Raw genomic sequence first — 18,068 nt, forward strand, 5'->3', positions numbered from 1 at the left:
ATAACGCCGTAGTGCGAATTCCGGCATCATGTTTTTAAAATTGCATTAACATGTCCAGGCTGGATGCGTTTTAACGAAGCCGGCCTGGCCACATAATATCGAAGCTCTCATTAGAAAGGCAGCAACATGGATGCATTTATGGGTACCATTCTTGGCGTAGGTTTTCCTTTTCCTCCACGCGGCTGGATGACGTGCAACGGCCAACTGTTAAGCATTAATACCTATTCAGCCTTGTTTGCCTTGCTCGGCACGCAATATGGCGGCGACGGTGTCAACACCTTCGCCTTGCCCGATTTGCGCGGTCGCGTGGCGGCGGGCCAGAACCAGGCCAGCATGGCGGGCCGCATTCCTGGCGGCAATGGCGCCGCCGGCGGCACCGTCTCCAGCACCGTCATCGCGTCCGGCACCGGCTCCGCCACCGCCACCCTGACTGTCGCCAACCTGCCCGCCCACGACCATCCCGCGACGTTTACGGCCGGTGGTGGCGGCTCGCCCATTACGGTCGACATCAATGTCAGTACTGCCTATGCAAGCTCGGCGGAGCCGCTGACCAACGGTTACCTGGCCGCCGGCGCGACCGACGGCAGCAGCATACCGTTCCTGTACGCCGCCACCGGCCCGGTGGTCAAGCTCAATGCCGCCACCGCGACCGTGTCTGGCGGCGGCGGCAGCGGCACGGTCACCGTTGGCAATACCGGCAGCGGCACGCCCGTGGTGGCACCGGTCAACATCACCACCACCGGCAACGTCGCCACCGTGCCACCGTTCCAGACGATACAGTACATCATCTGCATCGATGGCATTTTCCCTAGCCGCAACTAAACCATGCGGCACGAGCCGGGGCGCGCCCCGGCTCCGCAGTGGTCACATCTGTTTAACATACCCTCTGACACACCCATCACTTCACCAGAGATAACATGGACCCACTCATCGGCACCATCATGCTGGCAGCATTCCCTTTCGCACCTAAGGGCTGGATGTTTTGCAATGGCCAGATACTCAACATCAATACCAACAACGCACTGTACGCGCTGCTGGGTGTGCAGTTCGGCGGCGACGGCAAGACCACCTTTGCCCTGCCCGACCTGCGCGGCCGCATTCCGGTAGCGCTGAACGATACGGTAGCGCCTGACCGCATCGTGACCGCCCCCGTCAATGCACAAGGCGCAACGACGCGGACGTCGCAAAATGGCGACACGCTGGGCACTAACGTGCGCCTCGTCAGCACCGGCCCCGCCAACATCACGCTGACGGTCGCCAACCTGCCGGCGCACACCCACGTGGCCACCGTGTCGTCGGGTTCGTCGACGGTCGACGTCACCTTGAGCGCCGCGCTGGACGAGGCCACCGATCCCGGACCGTCGGTAGGCGGCTACCTGGCCACCGCGGCATCGTCTGGCGGTTCCGTCACCAATATGTACCTGCCCGCGCTGGGCCCCAGCGGCGGCGTCGCGCTGGCCAAGGCCAGCGGACAGGTCAGCTTCAGCCCGACCGTCACCAACGCCCTCACCGGCAGCGGCACGCCGACCACCACGCCCGTCACGCTGACGGCGCAGAGCGCGCCGACGCCGCCCTTTATCGCGATGAATTACCTGATCGCCGTGGAAGGCTATTTCCCGATGCGCAATTAAAAATCAGCGCAACACCTCGCACGCCAGGCCCGGCGTGCTGCCCAGCTGATAGGAAAAGGCCAGCGTTTCCGATCCTGTCAGTTGCGGCTTGCCGGGCAGGTGCAGCGGCAGGTTCAGGCTGCAGTCATAATCGTGCAGCACGATCTTGCCATGCACCTGGATGCGCGTCAGCAGTTTCGGCGCGCGCGCCAGCGTCGCAGGCAGGCGGATGCTGGCGGCCGGCAGGGCACTTCCCTGCTCTTCCTGCCATGCCAGGATGCTGGCGGCATTGACTTCAAAGATGCGGCCCCAGTCGGCGCACGGCTCATCCATGGCGCGCCCCGGCTGGCCCAGGTGCACCGCGATGGCGGCAGGCACCAGCACCGCTTGCGGCGCCTGCACGAACAGATTGCGCATGATGGCCACCTGCGGTTCCTTGCCCAATGCCGTATTCATGGTTTCACTGACAATCACGTCCGGGGTTGCCTCCGGCGCGATGTGCCAGGTGGCCGCGTCGGCGCAGACGAATGCCGCCACGTGCGCGCCGTAACCGAGCCCTTCGATCAGCGCGCGCGCGTAATCGAGCGCTTCCTGGTGCACTTCGAGGATGGTGAACTGCACCTGCAGTGGCGAAAAAATCGCCATCAGCGGCAAGGCCAGCAAGGCAAACGGGCCGCAACCCGCATACAGCACCGATACCGGCCGTTCCGCATCGAGGGCGGCGTTGATGGCCGCCGCCAGGCCCTGGATAAAGGCGGCGCTGCGCAGCGGTTCGCGCGCGCACAGCGCCGCTTGCACCGGTGAAATCGCCCAGCCGCTGGGCAAGGTGCTTTCGCCCTCGGTCATGCGGTCCGAGCCCTCCATCGACAGATGCGAATGGCGCTCGACAAAGGCGCGCAATTGCCCGGTCTCGCCGATCAGCGAGCTCAGCGGACGTGCCGGATCGGCGATGGCGCGGGCGATCTGCACCAGTTCCGCCTGTTCTGCATCGCCCTCAAGGCCGCTCACGACAGCGACACCTGGTAGCACTGCTTGCCGACCTCGCTGGGCCTGGCCGGCAGCGGCGCCGAGATCGGCCACAGGTAAAGTTCCAGCCGGCCCTGCTGCTCGTGATCGAGGGTGTAATTGCCGTCTGCCAGCACCAGTTCGGCCGGACCCGCGAAAATCATGCTCAGCGGCGTGCGGAACTGCTCCGGCAAGCCGCGTCGCGGCAGTTCCTTCGCTTCGGTCAAGGTCAGAGGAACCACGCCGGCGGCGGTATGGGCCATGAAGACGCTGTCGACCAGCGGAGCGACCAGTTCAAGAGTGATGTTCATAGGAGAAATCCAGTAAATGTGATTGCAAGACGACGTAAACGTTGGCAGCATAGCAAATAGACAGCCATTTGAACCACCCCTTTTTTCGGAGCGCCGGTGTATTCCTTATCCTCCCCTTTCAACTTGCGCGAGTTCGATGCCGCCAGCGAAAGCGACCAGGCTTTTGTGCGCGCGCTATACCGCAGCAGCCGCGGCGATTTGCTGCAGATGCAGGCCGAAGCCGACTTCATCGAGCAACTGATCGCCATGCAGCAGCGCATGCACGACCAAGGCTATCGCCAGTCCTATCCGCAGGCGCGCCACCTGGTGATCGAACGCGACGGCGCGCCGATCGGCCGGCTGATCGTCAACCCCGGCGCGCAGGCGCTGCGCGTGGTCGACATCGCGCTGCTGCCGCAGGCGCAGGGACAGGGCGCGGGCAGCGCCGTGCTGGCCGGCCTGCAGGCGCATGCCGCCGCGCAGCAAGCGGCGGTGAACCTGGGCGTCAATCACGGCAACCTGGCCGCACGCCGCCTGTATGCGCGGCTCGGCTTTGTGGCCGACGGCGAAGACGCTATCGAGCAACAATTGCGCTGGAGCGCGCCATGACGGCGCCCAGCACGCATCTGCGCCTGCCGTTTCGCTTCGACGTGGCGCGCATGCAGCAAGAAATTGACCGTTTCCAAGCCACCGACTGGCTCGCGCATTTCAATACCGGCGCCTGTGAAAACGGCTGGAGCGTGCTGCCGCTGCGTTCGGCCGGCGGCGACGCGCGCCATATCATGTCGCTCGACGAGGTGGCGTATGCCGATACGCCGCACCTGGTGCAATGCCCGTATCTGCGGCAGGTAATCGCCAGCTTCGACTGCGAGGTCGGCGCCGCGCGCCTGATGGCGCTCGAAGCCGGCGCCGTGATCCGCGAACACCGCGACCCCGGCACCGCACTGGCCGACGGCGTGACGCGCATCCATGTCCCGATCCGGACCTCGCCGCAGGTGCTGTTCCGCATCGATGGCGAGCAGGTGCATTTCAGCGCCGGCCATGCCTGGTACATGGACGCCAGTTGCCGCCACGCCGTGGAAAACCGTGGTACGGCGCCACGCGTGCACCTGGTGATCGATTGCGTCACCAACGACTGGCTGGAACAGCTGTTCGCCGGCGCTGGCTTCGTGCCGAAGCCAGCGCCCAAGTACGGCGACGCCAGCATCAACGACGGCAATGTGCAGTACATCATCGCCAGCCTGCGCGCCACCGGCGAGCCGGCCGTGCTGGCGCAGGCCGAGCGGCTGGCCGCGATTTACCGCGGGGTGGCGGCATGAAGGCGCACAACGGTTTTGCGGCACAGGAGCGCCAGTTGACCAGGGGCGAACAAATTGCATGGCAGCCAGGCATGAACCTGCGCCACTGGTTCCCGCTGACGGCCAGCGCCGGGCCGGACGGTGGCGAGACGACGCTGGCCTGGCGCGACATGGCGCAGATCGCCTTTACCGACTCCTTCTTTGAAAACACCCTGGCGCGCCAGCAGCGCGACGAGCGCCGCGTCTGCCATACGCCGCTCGCGGCGCTGGCGCAGTTCACGCAGTGCAATAGCGTGCCGGCGCCTAACGCCTTTATCTTCCACGTCTCGCGCTGCGGCTCGACCCTGCTGACGCAATTATTGGCGTCGCTGCCGCAATGCATCGTCATGTCCGAGCCGCCCATCATCGACTCCGTGCTGCGCCTGCACCACGACCAGGGAGCGCCCGACGCCACCGTCGCCCTGCTGCGCCAGGTCATGTGCGCCATGGGCCAGCGCCGCACGGGCCAGGAAAAGCACTTTGTCATCAAGTTCGACTGCTGGCACATCCACAGCCTGGAGCTGCTACGCGCAGCCTTCCCCGACACGCCTTGTTTGTTCCTGTACCGCGAGCCGCAAGCGGTGCTGGCCTCGCACCAGCGCCAGCGCGGCCCGCAGATGGTGCCGGGCCTGATCCACCCCGCGCTGCTGCCCTTGCCGACTCGGCAGGTGGCGCCCGGCGACTTGGACGGATATACAGGCGTGGTGCTGGAAAGCTTTTTTACAGCAGCTCACCCGCATGCGGCGGCAGGAGAACTAAAACTGATTCATTACAGTCAATTGCCTGGCCTGCTGTTTTGCGGGCTGCTCGACAGCCTGAACATCGAGTGCACGCAACAACAACGCGATGCCATGCAGCAGCGCGCGCAGTTTCACTCCAAATACACAGGCAACGCCTATCACGGCGATCCGCAGGCGCAGCAAGCTGACCGACTGGCGCCGGTCACGGCGCAGATCGTATCAGCTTACCTGGCGCTGGATCGACTGCGCATCGAAAGCTGAGGCGCAGGGAGGCAAGCGTGCTGCGATGCCGATCGAAGCCATGCGCCAGGCCTGCAGGTCGTCAAGGCCGCAAAACAACCTTGCGGCATTCATCTTCCTTCTTGTCGAACATTTTGTAGCCGTCGACGGCCTGCGCCAGCGGCATGCGGTGCGAGATGATGATCTCGGGATTGAGCTTGCCCTCTTCGATAAAAGTGAGCAGCTCCGGCATGAATTTCTGCACATGCGTCTGCCCGGCTTTGACGCCGATGCCTTTTTCAAAAATGTCGCCGAACAGGAAGCCATGGATGAAACCGGCGTACAGGCCTGGAACGCTGATCATGCCGCCGCGTCGCACCGCCGCAATGCACTGGCGAAGCGCCTTGCCGCTGCTGCCTTCAAGCTTCAGCGCCGTCAGCGCGGTTTCCAGTGCACTGCCCTTGGCTTCGAAGCCGATCGCATCGATCACACCATCGACGCCGCGTGAATTGGTGTTCTCAATAATGAACTCGGCGGCATCGACATCATCGAAATTGATGGGAATCACGCCATACGCTTGGCGCGCAAATTCGAGCCGGTACGGATGATGGTCGACCATGAAGATTTTCTCTGCACCCAGCATGCGCGCCGAAGCAGCGGCCATCTGCCCGACAGGGCCGGCGCCGAAAATCGCCAGGCTCGAACCCTGCCCGATGCCTGCGTTCAATACCGCCTGGTAACCGGTGGGCAAAATATCGCTGAGGAACAAGACCTGCTCGTCTTCCAGCGTATCGGGGATCTTGATCGGCCCGACATTGGCGTTCGGTACGCGCACATATTCGGCTTGGCCGCCCGGCACACCGCCATACATATGACTGAAGCCGAACAGCGCGGCACCCGAGCGCAGGCTTTTCTTGTTCATGATAGTGCCACGATCCGGGTTGGTGGTTTCGCACGCCGAGTAAAGGTCCATGTCGCAAAAAAAACAGCTGCCACACGCAATCACGAACGGCACCACCACGCGGTCGCCGAGCGCCACCTTGGTCACGGCGGGTCCGGCGTCAACCACGATGCCCATGAATTCATGGCCCATGATATCGCCTTCTTTCATGCCGGGCACCTTGCCGCGATATAAATGCAGGTCCGAGCCGCAGATCGCGGTGGCGGTGATTTTCAGGATGATATCGTCCGGCCGTTGCAGGATCGGGTCGGGAACGGTATCGACCTTGACGTCGTGGGCGGAGTGATAGACGAGTGCACGCATGGATGTCTCCTGATTGGCTAAGAACTGACCATAGCGCCGGTTGACGACGTTGGCGGTCAGCGCGCAAGCTGCCTCGATGTAGGAAAAGCGCTCTCTCGCCGATCATAAACATGTAAAAAAAATTCAACATGGAAATGGCTGGTTCGATCAGGAATTAATCATCAAGTACGCCATCGTGTGCGGTAGAGCGGCCTACCTGTTCTTGAGTCAACGTCCTACATGTGTCGCTCATTTGCCTGCATACAATCGGATCTCACCGTTAAACTTTATTCAACTCCAGGAGAAATATCATGGCAAACAGCAAACAAGACGGCACGCAAAACAGGGCCAGCAGTAATCGTGGCTTTGCTGCCATGGACCCGATACAGCAGCGTGAAATCGCCGCAGAAGGTGGCCGCGCGGCCCATGCCTCGGGGAAGGCACACGAATTTACCTCGGAAGAAGCGCGCGCTGCCGGCGCGATGAGCCACAAGAACGATGGCAACCGGCAGAGCGTCCACGCCGCGCAAAGCACACCGGGTGGCGGCGGTTTGCGACCGAAGGCATCCGCTAATGGCAGGAAAAAGTAAACAGCAGCAGTCATTGCAATCACCCAGGGGGCGCACTTACGCGCCGCCTCATTCTTTGAGGAAAGAATCATGGCCACTTCATCCCAATCGGCAAATGCCAGTCAACAATCCCCCGACGCAGCAGACAATGCGCCCGACGCCATTGCACTGCTGACCCAGGACCATCAAAAGGTCAAGGAAATGTTCGAGCAATATGAAGCACTCAGCGACCGCTCGCTGGCCAGCAAACGCAAGCTGGCGCTGGCCATCTGCCTGGAGCTGACCAAACACGCCACCGCAGAAGAAGAAATTTTCTATCCGGCCGTGCGCGAAGCGAGCAGGAAGAATGCAGATCTGGTGGACGAGGCGACGGTCGAACACGCTTCGGCCAAGGATTTGATCGCCCAGATCGTGGCGATGGAACCTGGCGAGGATTTATATGACGCGAAGATCAAGGTGCTGTCCGAACAGATCGAACACCACGTGCAGGAAGAGGAAGAGGAGATGTTTCCGAAGGCGCGCGACGCCAGGCTCGACCTGCAGTCGCTGGGCGCTGAAATCGCTGCGCGCAAGGCGCAAATCGACTTGCCGGACATGCAAAGCCATTGAAGCATAGTCAAAAAAAAGGCCGGCGTGACCGTCGGCCTTGCGGCAATGCGGCCTGCAGGCCGCATTGTCTTTTGTTACATCAGATGCTGCCCAGCACCGTGTTCAGCGTGGCGCTCGGACGCATGACGGCGTCGGTTTTCACCGGATCAGGCATGTAGTAGCCGCCGATATCGGTAGGCACGCCTTGCGCCGCCAGCAGTTCTTCGACGATCTTCGACTCATTTTCGCTCAGGGCGGTGGCCAATGGCGTGAAATGGGCTTTCAGTTCGGCGTCGTCGTTCTGCGCAGCCAGTGCCTGCGCCCAGTACAGCGACAGGTAGAAATGGCTGCCGCGGTTGTCCAGCTCGCCGGTACGTGGCGATGGCGACTTGTTGTTGTCCAGCAGCTTGCCGGTCGCTTCGTCCAAGGTCTTGGCCAGGATTTTCGCCTTGGCGTTGCCGGTCTTGATGCCCATGTCCTCCAGCGATACGGCCAGCGCCAGGAACTCGCCCAGCGAATCCCAACGCAGGTGGTTTTCTTCCACCAGCTGCTTGACGTGTTTCGGCGCCGAACCGCCGGCGCCCGTTTCGTACATGCCGCCACCGGCCATCAACGGCACGATCGACAGCATCTTGGCCGAGGTACCCAGTTCCAGGATCGGGAACAGGTCGGTCAGGTAGTCGCGCAGGATGTTGCCGGTCACCGAGATGGTGTCCAGGCCACGTGCGACGCGCTCCAGGGTGAAGCGCATGGCACGCGTCTGCGACATGATCTGGATGTCCAGGCCGCTGGTGTCGTGGTCTTTCAGGTAGGCTTGCACCTTCTTGATGACTTCGTTTTCATGCGGACGGAAGGTGTCGAGCCAGAATACGGCAGGCATGCCCGAGTTGCGCGCGCGGGTGACGGCCAGCTTGACCCAGTCGCGGATCGGTGCGTCCTTGACCTGGCACATGCGCCAGATATCGCCCTCTTCCACGTTCTGCGACAGCAGTACTTCGCCGGTGGCGATATCGGTGATATTGGCCACGCCAGCTTCGGTCACTTCGAAGGTCTTGTCGTGCGAGCCGTATTCTTCGGCTTGCTGCGCCATCAGGCCCACGTTCGGCACGGTGCCCATGGTCTTCGGATCGAAGTTGCCATGCCATTTGCAAAAACCGATCATTTCCTGGTAGATGCGCGCGAAAGTCGATTCCGGCATCACGGCCTTGACGTCTTTCGGACGGCCATCGGCGCCCCACATCTTGCCGCCGATACGGATCATGGCCGGCATCGACGCGTCAACGATGATGTCGTTCGGCGAATGGAAGTTGGTAATGCCCTTGGCCGAATCGACCATCGCCAGTTCCGGACGGTTGGCGTGGCAGGCGTGCAGGTCCTTGAGGATCTCTTCCTTCTTCGACGCCGGCAGGGTCTCGATCTTGTCGTACAGATTGACCATGCCGTTGTTGACGTTCACGCCCAGTTCATCGAACAGCGCAGCGTGTTTCTCGAACGCATCTTTGTAGAAAATGCGTACGCAGTGGCCGAACACGATAGGGTGCGAGACCTTCATCATGGTCGCTTTCACGTGCAGCGAGAACATCACGCCGGTCTTGAACGCGTCGTCGATTTCTTTCTCGTAGAACTCCAGCAGCGCTTTCTTGCTCATGAACATGCTGTCGATGATTTCGCCGGCCAGCAGCGAGACCTTCGGTTTGAGCACGATGGTCTTGCCCGAATTGGTGACCAGTTCCATCTTGACGTCGCGCGCGGCGGCGATCGTCATCGATTTTTCACCGTGGTAGAAGTCGCCATGGTGCATATGCGACACGTGGGTACGCGACGCCTGGCTCCACTCGCCCATCGAATGCGGGTGCTTGCGGGCAAATTCTTTCACCGCTTTTGGTGCGCGGCGGTCGGAGTTACCTTCGCGCAGCACCGGATTGACCGAGCTGCCGACGCATTTGCCGTAGCGGGCCTTGAGGGCTTTTTCTTCATCGGTTTTCGCATCTTCCGGATAATCCGGCAGCTTGTAGCCGCGGCCTTGCAGTTCACGGATGCATGAAACCAGCTGGCCTACCGAGGCGCTGATGTTTGGCAGCTTGATGATGTTGGTGTCGGGGTTTTGCGTCAGGGCGCCCAGCTCGGCCAGGGTGTTCGGGACTTTCTGGTCGTCGGTGAGGTACTCGGGGAACTCAGCCAGCACGCGGGAGGCGACCGAAATATCACTGGCGACAACATCGACGCCGGCCGGCGCAGTGAACTTCTTGATGATCGGCAGCAGGGAATACGTCGCCAGCATGGGCGCTTCATCGGTCAGCGTGTAGATGATCTTGGATTTTTGTGTTGCCATGTTCAGTCCCTTGTATGCGGTGATGCTTGGTGGTTGACTTTCTTGATCCAAACACAGGGTGGTTGACCTTGCTTTGGACGGCTAGTGTAGCGGCGGTGACGCCGTGCTTGGCCCACCACGTATTTTAGACTGTCCTGCCGCCATTTGTGCACACGATGGCGAGGAATCTTATATAAGACAGCAAATTAGACGGCCAAGCCAGTACCCAAGCGCCAATTTCATGCAACAAAACGAAATTTCATCTCCTGAAATGCAATATTGACAATATCAACATGAAAACAAGCACGCGCTGGAATACTATTTCGGTAATATTTTCGATATTACACCCTGCAGCATTGCTGACTTCATTGATTCGGGAGAGAATGGATTGCTCAACACCAACCAAGGAAACGCGATGCGCGTGCGACATCTGTTGCTGTTCAGGCTGATGACAATCGCCGGCGCGATGCTCGCTGGCAAAGCCGTCGTGGCGCACGAGACGCATCCGCAGACCACGGATCACCACCGGCAGGTCGATGCGCTGTTCGCCCCTTGGGCCGGCGGCGCCCTGCCGGGATGCGCGCTGGGGATAGCGCGCGACGGCGCGCCCGACTATCTGCGCGGCTATGGCATGTCCAACCTGGAACATGACATTCCCATCACGTCGCGCTCGATTTTCCACATTGCCTCCGTGTCGAAGCAGTTCACAGCGTTTTCGATCGGACTGTTGGCGCAGGAAGGCAAGCTGGCGCTTGACGACGACATCCGGAAATACCTGCCGGAAATGCCCGACTATGGCAAGCCTGTCACGATCGCCCAACTCGTCCATCACACCGACGGTTTGCGCGAGCAGGGCCAACTGCTCAACCTGGCTGGCTGGCTGGCGAGGCGACGATTTGTACACGCAGGAAGATATCTTGTGGGTCCTGTCGCGGCAGCGCCACCTGAATTTCGACCCCGGCACGGAGGTCGTCTACGGCAACGCCGCCTATACCTTGCTGGCCGAGATCGTGCGGCGCGTCGCAGGCCAACCACTGCGGGGATTCGCCAACGAGCGCATCTTCAAGCCGCTCGGCATGACCGACACCCATTTCCACAACGATCACACCGAGCTCGTCCCACGCCGCACGGCGGCGTACAGTCCGCGCGCCGGGGGCGGCTGGAGCGTGAGCATTCCCCACATCGATCACTATGGATCGACCAGCTTGTTCAGCACCGTCGGCGATCTGCTCAAGTGGCAGCAAAACCTGCTTGACAACCGGGTCGGCGGCGCGGCGCTGGGAGCGTGGATGCGCACCTCGGGCATGTTGAATGAAGGCACACCGGTCGGCTACGGCGGCGGCCTGCGTCTGGGTGCGTATCGCGGCCTGCCGACGATCGGCCACGACGGTGCCGACGCCGGCTACCGCAGCGACGCCGTGCTGTTCCCGGATCAGCGGCTGGCCACGTCGCGCTGTGCAACGGCGCCACGATCGCGCCAACAGACCTGACGCGCAAGGTGGCGGAAATCTATCTGGGCAAACAGATGACGTCACCGGCCCTGCCCGCCGCCGCCCCCATGCCGGGCGCGGCAAGGGGCTGGGACGGCGTCTACTGGAGCGCGGCGACCGACGAGGTGGTGCGCCTGGAGTGGAAGGAAGGTACTTTACGGCAAGTCGGCGGGGCCGCGCTGGTGCCGACCGGCGCGGACGTGTTCCGCCCGGACGGGCTCGCACACGAGTGGCGCTTCACTGCACCGCCGGCCGGTTCCTCCGCCAGCCCCGAGCTGCGCATCCGCGACTTCTGGCCCTCCAGCAGGGTATTTTCCCGCGTAACGGAGCCGGCTCCCGACGCCGACGCATTGGCCGGGTTCGCCGGCCGCTATCGCAGCGACGAGACCGATATGCACTACACCGTACGAGTGGCCGAGGGCCGCGCACGCCTGTCCTGGGCGCGCCAGTATGACGTCGTACTGGAAGCGGTCGGCGGCAACCGCTTTGTCTCCTCGCTGGGCACGGTGACCTTTACCCAGGATGCGCGCGGCGTGGTCAATGGCTTGACGATCAGCAACCGCCGACTGCGCAAATTCCACGTGCCGCGCCTTGGCGACGGCGGCGAAGGAAGCCGCCAGCCGGAACCGCCATTGCAGGACTTCAGCCTTCGGTGACGGCCATGGCACGCTGCCAGGCCGGGCGCGCTTCGATGGCGCGCAAAAAGGCCTGCAGTTTGAGCCAGCGTGTGCCTTCCGGCTGTTTGACGGCAATGCTGACGGGGAAACTGAGCATAATGTCGGCGCCGGTCAAACTGTCACCGATAAAATGACCGGAAGGCTCGATGATGCTTTCCAGGTAGTCGAAATGGCTGGCCACCTCGCCATCGATGCGCCCGTGCAGCGGCGCGCCGCCCTCGCCAAGGCGCGACACATAAATGCGCAGCAGCAGCGGCAGCATGGCCGAGCCTTCGGCAAAGTGCATCAGCTGCAGATGGCGCAGCGCCTCGGGCGAACCGGCTGGCGGCAAAAACTGCCCTTGCTGTTCGCACAGGTATTGCACGATGGCGCCCGACTCCTCTATCAGCACGCCGTCCACTTCCAGCAGCGGCGACTTGCCCAGCGGATGGATGGCTTTCAATTCCGGCGGCGCGAAACGGGTCACGGCGTCGCGCTGGTAGCGCACGAGTTCATAGTCCAGTCCCAGTTCTTCGAGCAGCCAGACGATGCGCTGCGAGCGGCTTTGGTTCAGGTGATGTACGCGGATGGTCATGCTGGTCCTCGATCGGCAAAACCCTATCATAAAGCACGCCGAGCTTTATTCGGCGAACGTTTCGGCCAGCAAGTTGCGCAGCCACTGGTTGCCTGCATCCTGGGTATAGCGCCGGTGCCAGAAGATATTCGTTTGCAACGAAGGCAGTTCCAGCGGCGGACGTATATAGCCCAGGTCGAAGGGCGCGGCCGCGCGCTGCGCCAGCTTTTCGGGCACCGTCACCACCAGGTCAGTGCTGCTGACGATATACGGCACGGCCGTGAAATGCGGCACCTGGAAGCTGGTGGCGGCGCGTACGCCGGCCTTGTCCAGCAGCGCGTTGACCTTGTCGTAGGGGCTGTCCGACGAGGCCACGATCAAATGCTCAAACGCCAGGAAACGTTTCAGGGTCGGCTTGCCAAGTGCCAGCGCATGGCCTTTGCGGAACATCGTCACGTAGGCCTGCTCGAACAGCCGCCGCTGGTACAGCGCGCCCGAGACGTCATCAAAGGCGCCGATCGCCAGGTCGACGCGGCCCGCTTCCATTTCCGTCTTGATGTCGATGGCGCCCGCGCGCACGGTGCTGACCTGCACCTGCGGCGCCAGTTGGCGCAAAGTTTTGACCAGCGCCGGCATGAAATACACTTCGCCGACGTCGCTCATGGCCAGGCGAAAATGGCGCGCGCTGCTGCCGACGTCAAATGCCTGCGCTGGCCTGAAGGCCTCGGTGAGCGTGGCCAGTGCGCTGGCAACCGGCTCGGCCAGCAGTTGCGCATAGGGCGTGGGCTGCATGCCGTGCGCCGTGCGCACGAACAAGGCATCGTCGAAGGTGCGCCGCAGCCGCCCCAGCGCATTGCTGACGGCCGACTGGCTCAGGCTCAACCGCCTGGCGGCGTTTGAAATCTGGCGTTCGCGGTACACCTCGTGGAACACCACCAGCAGGTTCAGGTCGATAGTACGGATGTCCATCATGGCGATGCTTTCAAGCGGGAACTATTCATATTGTAAATACTCTGTATTCACTTATTTATCTCGTCAAATATTATCCCACGTTCTAGAGTGAGGCCTGCCATCAAACAGGAGACAAGATGAACCCATGCTACCAATCCGGCTTTGCCAATGAATTTGCCACCGAGGCCCTGCCCGGCGCCCTGCCCGCCCACCGCAACTCGCCGCAGCGCGCCGCCTACGGCCTGTATGCCGAGCAGGTGTCCGGCACGGCGTTCACCGCGCCGCGCAGCCACAACCGCCGCTCGTGGCTGTACCGCATCCGCCCGGCCGCCATGCACCGGCCATTCCAGCGTTTGTCGAACGGGCGCATTGCCACCGATTTCGAGCAGGTCGAAGCGCCGCCGAACCAGTTGCGCTGGGATCCGCTGCCCATGCCCGTTGAGGCCACCGATTTTATCGACGGCTGGGTGACCATGGCCGGCCACGGCTCGGCACAAGACCAGTCTGGCTGCGCCATCCACCTGTATGCGGCCAACCGCGACATGCAGGGCCGCTATTTTTATTCGGCCGACGGCGAGCTGCTGATCGTGCCGCAGCAGGGCCGCTTGCAGCTGCGCACCGAACTGGGTGTGATCGAACTCGAACCGCAGGAAATCGCCGTGATCCCGCGCGGCATCCGCTTCCAGGCCCTGCTGCCGGACGGCGAGGCGCGCGGCTATATCTGCGAAAACTACGGCGCCCTGCTGCGCCTGCCCGACCTGGGTCCGATCGGCTCGAACGGCCTGGCCAATCCGCGCGATTTCCTCACGCCCTGCGCCGCCTATGAAGACGTCGAAGGCGAGTTCGAACTGGTGGCCAAGTTCTGCGGCAATCTGTGGACGGCGAAGATCGGCCACTCGCCGCTCGACGTCGTCGCCTGGCACGGCAATTACGCGCCCTACAAATATGACTTGCGCCATTTCAACACCATTGGCTCGATCAGCCACGACCACCCCGACCCGTCGATCTTTTTGGTATTGCAAGCGCCCAGCGACACCCCCGGCGTCGATACGCTGGACTTCGTGATCTTCCCGCCGCGCTGGCTGGTGGCCGAAGACACCTTCCGCCCACCCTGGTTCCACCGCAACGTGGCCAGCGAATTCATGGGCCTGATCCACGGCCAGTACGACGCGAAATCCGCCGGCTTCCGCCCCGGCGGCGCCAGCCTGCACAACTGCATGAGCGGCCACGGCCCCGACGCGGCCACCTTCGACAAGGCCAGCAGCATCGACACCACGGTGCCGCAAAAGGTCGACAACACCATGGCCTTCATGTTCGAAACGCGCAGCGTGCTGTGCCCGACCGCCCACGCGCTGGCGTCGCCGCAATTGCAGTCTGACTACTTTGAATGCTGGATGGGCATCGGCAAGCATTTCGATCCATCCAGGCCGTAAGCGCCACTCGGCACGTGGAAGCCAATGTCGTTCGAGTCCGGGGCGTTGCCAGCCTATAATGGGCATCGATCGATCTGGAGACTTGAAATGAAAATTGGCCTGGCCATCATGTTGTTGAGTGGCGCATCCGCCCTGCCGCTTCCCGGCCTTGCCGCTGACAAGGGCGGCATGGCGTTCTCGCACAAGGACTGGGAATTGGCCTGCGACAATACCGGCACCTGCCGCGCCGCCGGTTACCAGGTCGACGGTGCCGAACCGGCCGTGTCGCTGCTGCTGGTGCGCGACGCCGGCGCAAAACAGGCGGTGAGCGCGAAGATCCAGCTGGGCTCCTACGCCGAGGGTGACGTTGCACTGGCCGCCAATGTCAGCCATCTGGTGATCAAATCGGGCGGACGCAAACTCGGCACAATCGACCTGGTGCCTGGCGCGCAGTCCAGCCCCCTGAACGGCGCAACGCTGGCTGTCATCATGCCGGCGCTGTTGCAGTCGTCCAGCGTGGTATTTTCCAGCGGCAAGCAGGACTGGACCTTGTCCACCGCCGGCGCCAGCGCCGTGCTGTTGAAAATGGACGAAGCGCAGGGCCGCATCGGCACGGTGGGCGCGCTGGTGCGCAAAGGCAGCAAGGGCGAAACCGGCGTGCTGCAGCCCACGGTGGCGCCAGTCGTCGTTGCCGCACCCATACCGCGTGAAAACAGGAAAGATCTGTTCCTGGAGCCGGCGCAGCGGGCCGAGATATTGCAAGCACTGCGCCAGGGTTCGAACCGTGACGAATGTCCCGACATGTATCCGTCGGCAGGCCAGGCGGCGGCCGGCGAACTTCGCGTGCATCGCTTGTCAGCCGACAAACTGCTGGCAGGCATGGTCTGCGAGACCTATGCCTACAACCAGTCCGTCAGTTTCTGGGTGATCAATTCCACCGCCCCGTTTGCACCGGTGGGCGTCGCTGTTGATGCCAGCGACTACAGCGGCGGTGAGATCTCGGCGTCGCAAAAAGGGCGCGGCCTGGGCGACTGCTGGAGTTCAAACGTGCACACATGGAATGGCAGGCAATTCGTCTGGACAAAAGAATCGACCACCGGCATGTGCCGGCTGGTCGCGCCAGGCGGCGCGTGGGATTTGCCAACCTATGTCACGACCGTGCGCAAAAGCGACGGCACGCGGCGTTGATTCAAAACTCTTCCCACTCGTCGGCGTTCGATGATACGGCTGCTTTCCGGCCCTTGCCGGTGTCGGCGCCAGCCTGCGGCGCGGCCTTGCGCTGCACGGCCACAACTGCCTTGCTGCTCGCCTTGCGTGGTGAGGCGGCAAGCGGGGCGGCAGCCTCGGGCCGCGCCGGTTGTGGCGCCACCGCGCCGCTGCCGGCACGCAGGCGGAACACGGCCACGGCCTGAGCCAGGCTTGCCGCCTGCACCTGCATCGATTCGGAAGCAGCGGCCGATTGCTCCACCAGCGCCGCGTTTTGCTGCGTCACCGCGTCCATCTGCATCACCGCCTGGTTGATCTGCTCGATGCCGTCGGTCTGCTCCGAACTGGCCGATGAAATTTCCGCCATGATATCGGTGACGCGCTGGACGCTGGTGAGGATCTCGCGCATGGTCTCGCCGGCGGTGTTGACCAGTTCACTGCCGCTGGCCACCTTCAAGGTCGAGGCACTGATCAGCACCTTGATTTCGCGTGCGGCCGAGGCCGACCGTTGCGCCAGGCTGCGCACTTCAGAGGCCACGACTGCAAAGCCACGACCCTCCTCGCCCGCCCGCGCTGCCTCGACTGCCGCGTTAAGCGCCAGGATATTGGTCTGGAATGCGATGCCGTCGATCACGCTGATGATGTCGGTAATCTTGGCCGAGGCCGCGTTGATCTCGTTCATTGTACCGGTGACCTGCTCGATGACCTGGCCGCCGCGCGCCGCCACCTCCGAGGCGCTGCGGGCCAGCACATTGGCCTGGCGCGCGTTCTCGGCGTTCTGTTTCGTGGTCGAGGTCAGCTCCTCCATCGATGAAGCTGTCTCTTCCAGCGAACTGGCCTGCTGTTCCGTGCGCGAAGACAAGTCCATGCTGCCAGACGCCACCTGCAGCGCGGCGGTAGCGATGGTTTCCGTTCCCGCCCGCACCGTGCCGACGGTGACCGCCAGGTTGTCGTTCATCGATTTAAGCGCCAGCAACAGCTGACCCATTTCATCATTGCCATGACCGTCGATCTCGCTGGTGAGATCGCCGGCAGCGACGGTGCGGGCTATGCCTAGCGCCCGGTTGGCCGGACGCGTGATCGAGATGGTGATCCAGTAGGCGATGCCTGCCGCCAGGGCCATCGCCAGCGCCCCAAGCCCCCAGGACAGCAGACGGCTTTCCTTGAACGTCGCGGCGGCGGCGGCAGCAGTACGCGCGCTCAGCTCTTTCTGGCGTACCGCCAGCGCATTGGTCGCTTGCTTGAGGTCGCGAAGAATCGGGCGCAAATCGCTGGCGAGAAAGGCGCGCGCCTCGTCGAGCCGGTTGGCCTGGATATGGCTGATGAGGCGGTCCTGGCCAGGCCGGTAGCGGTCGATATGGCCTTTCATCTGGCCCAGCAATTCGCGCGCATGCGGATCGCGCAAGCTACCATCGAGCATGGTGATGGCGCGCGCGTTGGCTTCCCTGGTCTGCATGATGTACTCGACTTGCGTCTTGCGATCGGCCGGATCGTCGCTGAGCATCATGTTGCGCAGGGAAATGGCTATCTCATTGATACCGACCAGCAGTTGTGTTGTGGCCTCGATTTTCGGCATTCTGTCATTAACAATTTCATCCGTGCCAGCATTTATACGCGCCATCATGGTATTGCTGATGACCACCATCAGCAGCAACAGCGCACACACCACGCCGAATCCCAGGCCCAAACGCATCCCTATCCGCATGTTCGACGCATTCATTTGACACTCTCCTGTATTTTTCCCCAGTTGGCGGCTGCGCTGGCATCATCATTATTGTTCCAGGCGCGTCAGGAAAACCATCGAAACATGCTCCGATGCTGCAAAAAAAACAGTTGACTTTTTGGCAGCTCACGTACATCCGCTGCC

The 18,068-nt window shown here is 62.4% G+C and carries 18 protein-coding genes and 1 pseudogene; 12 read left to right on the forward strand and 7 right to left on the reverse strand.

What is annotated here, in order from left to right; genetic code table 11:
- The first annotated feature begins 138 nt into the window (after positions 1 to 138).
- The gene (locus ACQ4WM_RS15630) at positions 139 to 822 is read left to right on the forward strand and encodes a phage tail protein (protein WP_436547597.1); all 684 of its coding nucleotides are present in this window, start codon (positions 139 to 141) and stop codon (positions 820 to 822) included.
- Positions 823 to 917: 95 nt separating this feature from the next.
- On the forward strand, positions 918 to 1,631 hold the full coding sequence (locus ACQ4WM_RS15635) for a phage tail protein (RefSeq protein WP_436547598.1): 714 nt from the start codon (positions 918 to 920) through the stop codon (positions 1,629 to 1,631).
- 3 nt (positions 1,632 to 1,634) lie between these two features.
- Here ACQ4WM_RS15635 and ACQ4WM_RS15640 read toward each other — a convergent pair whose 3' ends face one another.
- Positions 1,635 to 2,618, reverse strand: a complete 984-nt coding sequence (locus ACQ4WM_RS15640) for an SAM-dependent methyltransferase (protein ID WP_436547599.1) — start codon at positions 2,616 to 2,618, stop codon at positions 1,635 to 1,637.
- Entirely contained in the window at positions 2,615 to 2,926 is a 312-nt protein-coding gene (locus ACQ4WM_RS15645) for a DUF6916 family protein (RefSeq protein WP_436547600.1), read from the reverse strand. Before ACQ4WM_RS15645 ends, ACQ4WM_RS15640 begins: the two co-directional genes overlap by 4 nt.
- Before the next feature lie 96 nt (positions 2,927 to 3,022).
- On the opposite strand from ACQ4WM_RS15645, the gene ACQ4WM_RS15650 reads away from it, so the two are divergent.
- Genes ACQ4WM_RS15650 through ACQ4WM_RS15660 form a run of 3 tightly spaced genes read left to right on the forward strand, consistent with a single transcriptional unit; the run spans position 3,023 to position 5,243 of the window.
- On the forward strand, positions 3,023 to 3,514 hold the full coding sequence (locus ACQ4WM_RS15650) for a GNAT family N-acetyltransferase (RefSeq protein WP_436547601.1): 492 nt from the start codon (positions 3,023 to 3,025) through the stop codon (positions 3,512 to 3,514).
- Positions 3,511 to 4,224 carry an aspartyl/asparaginyl beta-hydroxylase domain-containing protein gene (locus ACQ4WM_RS15655; protein ID WP_436547602.1) on the forward strand — a complete coding sequence of 238 codons (714 nt, stop codon included), beginning with the start codon at positions 3,511 to 3,513 and terminating at the stop codon, positions 4,222 to 4,224. Before ACQ4WM_RS15650 ends, ACQ4WM_RS15655 begins: the two co-directional genes overlap by 4 nt.
- Positions 4,221 to 5,243 carry a sulfotransferase gene (locus tag ACQ4WM_RS15660; RefSeq protein WP_436547603.1) on the forward strand — a complete coding sequence of 341 codons (1,023 nt, stop codon included), beginning with the start codon at positions 4,221 to 4,223 and terminating at the stop codon, positions 5,241 to 5,243. Before ACQ4WM_RS15655 ends, ACQ4WM_RS15660 begins: the two co-directional genes overlap by 4 nt.
- 61 nt (positions 5,244 to 5,304) lie before the next feature.
- On the opposite strand, the gene ACQ4WM_RS15665 is transcribed toward ACQ4WM_RS15660, so the two are convergent.
- Positions 5,305 to 6,465, reverse strand: a complete 1,161-nt coding sequence (locus tag ACQ4WM_RS15665) for a zinc-dependent alcohol dehydrogenase (RefSeq protein ID WP_436547604.1) — start codon at positions 6,463 to 6,465, stop codon at positions 5,305 to 5,307.
- A 290-nt stretch (positions 6,466 to 6,755) separates the two neighbouring features.
- On the opposite strand from ACQ4WM_RS15665, the gene ACQ4WM_RS15670 reads away from it, so the two are divergent.
- Entirely contained in the window at positions 6,756 to 7,034 is a 279-nt protein-coding gene (locus tag ACQ4WM_RS15670; RefSeq protein ID WP_436547605.1) for a KGG domain-containing protein, read from the forward strand.
- Positions 7,035 to 7,103: 69 nt separating this feature from the next.
- Positions 7,104 to 7,622 (forward strand): hemerythrin domain-containing protein, encoded by a 519-nt coding sequence (locus tag ACQ4WM_RS15675; RefSeq protein WP_436547606.1) that lies wholly within the window; start codon positions 7,104 to 7,106, stop codon positions 7,620 to 7,622.
- A gap of 79 nt (positions 7,623 to 7,701) precedes the next feature.
- Here ACQ4WM_RS15675 and ACQ4WM_RS15680 read toward each other — a convergent pair whose 3' ends face one another.
- A complete protein-coding gene (locus tag ACQ4WM_RS15680) occupies positions 7,702 to 9,933 on the reverse strand; it encodes an NADP-dependent isocitrate dehydrogenase (RefSeq protein ID WP_436547607.1) in 2,232 nt (743 codons plus the stop codon).
- 445 nt (positions 9,934 to 10,378) lie between these two features.
- Between ACQ4WM_RS15680 and ACQ4WM_RS15685 the strand changes: the two are divergent.
- The 3 genes and pseudogenes from ACQ4WM_RS15685 to ACQ4WM_RS15695 form a co-directional block, all read left to right on the forward strand.
- A pseudogene (locus ACQ4WM_RS15685) lies at positions 10,379 to 10,783 on the forward strand (serine hydrolase domain-containing protein); the annotation flags it as partial.
- A 25-nt stretch (positions 10,784 to 10,808) separates the two neighbouring features.
- Positions 10,809 to 11,402: a serine hydrolase domain-containing protein gene (locus tag ACQ4WM_RS15690; RefSeq protein WP_436547608.1), complete on the forward strand. Its 594-nt coding sequence runs from the start codon at positions 10,809 to 10,811 to the stop codon at positions 11,400 to 11,402.
- An 8-nt stretch (positions 11,403 to 11,410) separates the two neighbouring features.
- Positions 11,411 to 12,058 (forward strand): hypothetical protein, encoded by a 648-nt coding sequence (locus ACQ4WM_RS15695; RefSeq protein ID WP_436547609.1) that lies wholly within the window; start codon positions 11,411 to 11,413, stop codon positions 12,056 to 12,058.
- On the opposite strand, the gene ACQ4WM_RS15700 is transcribed toward ACQ4WM_RS15695, so the two are convergent.
- Both ACQ4WM_RS15700 and ACQ4WM_RS15705 read right to left on the reverse strand, forming a co-directional pair.
- Entirely contained in the window at positions 12,045 to 12,653 is a 609-nt protein-coding gene (locus ACQ4WM_RS15700; RefSeq protein ID WP_436547610.1) for a glutathione S-transferase family protein, read from the reverse strand. The two genes, ACQ4WM_RS15695 and ACQ4WM_RS15700, sit on opposite strands and share 14 nt — an antisense overlap.
- Before the next feature lie 45 nt (positions 12,654 to 12,698).
- The gene (locus tag ACQ4WM_RS15705) at positions 12,699 to 13,604 is read right to left on the reverse strand and encodes a LysR family transcriptional regulator (RefSeq protein ID WP_436547611.1); all 906 of its coding nucleotides are present in this window, start codon (positions 13,602 to 13,604) and stop codon (positions 12,699 to 12,701) included.
- Between the two features lie 116 nt (positions 13,605 to 13,720).
- Here ACQ4WM_RS15705 and hmgA point away from each other — a divergent pair, with 116 nt between their 5' ends.
- Both hmgA and ACQ4WM_RS15715 read left to right on the forward strand, forming a co-directional pair.
- Positions 13,721 to 15,016, forward strand: a complete 1,296-nt coding sequence (gene hmgA / locus ACQ4WM_RS15710; protein WP_436547612.1) for a homogentisate 1,2-dioxygenase — start codon at positions 13,721 to 13,723, stop codon at positions 15,014 to 15,016.
- An 87-nt stretch (positions 15,017 to 15,103) separates the two neighbouring features.
- Positions 15,104 to 16,183 (forward strand): DUF1176 domain-containing protein, encoded by a 1,080-nt coding sequence (locus ACQ4WM_RS15715; protein ID WP_436547613.1) that lies wholly within the window; start codon positions 15,104 to 15,106, stop codon positions 16,181 to 16,183.
- A 1-nt stretch (position 16,184) separates the two neighbouring features.
- Here ACQ4WM_RS15715 and ACQ4WM_RS15720 read toward each other — a convergent pair whose 3' ends face one another.
- Positions 16,185 to 17,921 carry a methyl-accepting chemotaxis protein gene (locus ACQ4WM_RS15720; protein WP_436547614.1) on the reverse strand — a complete coding sequence of 579 codons (1,737 nt, stop codon included), beginning with the start codon at positions 17,919 to 17,921 and terminating at the stop codon, positions 16,185 to 16,187.
- Between the last annotated feature and the right edge of the window lie 147 nt (positions 17,922 to 18,068).

It is taken from the genome of Janthinobacterium longum, from assembly GCF_051380735.1.
Lineage (GTDB): Bacteria > Pseudomonadota > Gammaproteobacteria > Burkholderiales > Burkholderiaceae_D > Janthinobacterium.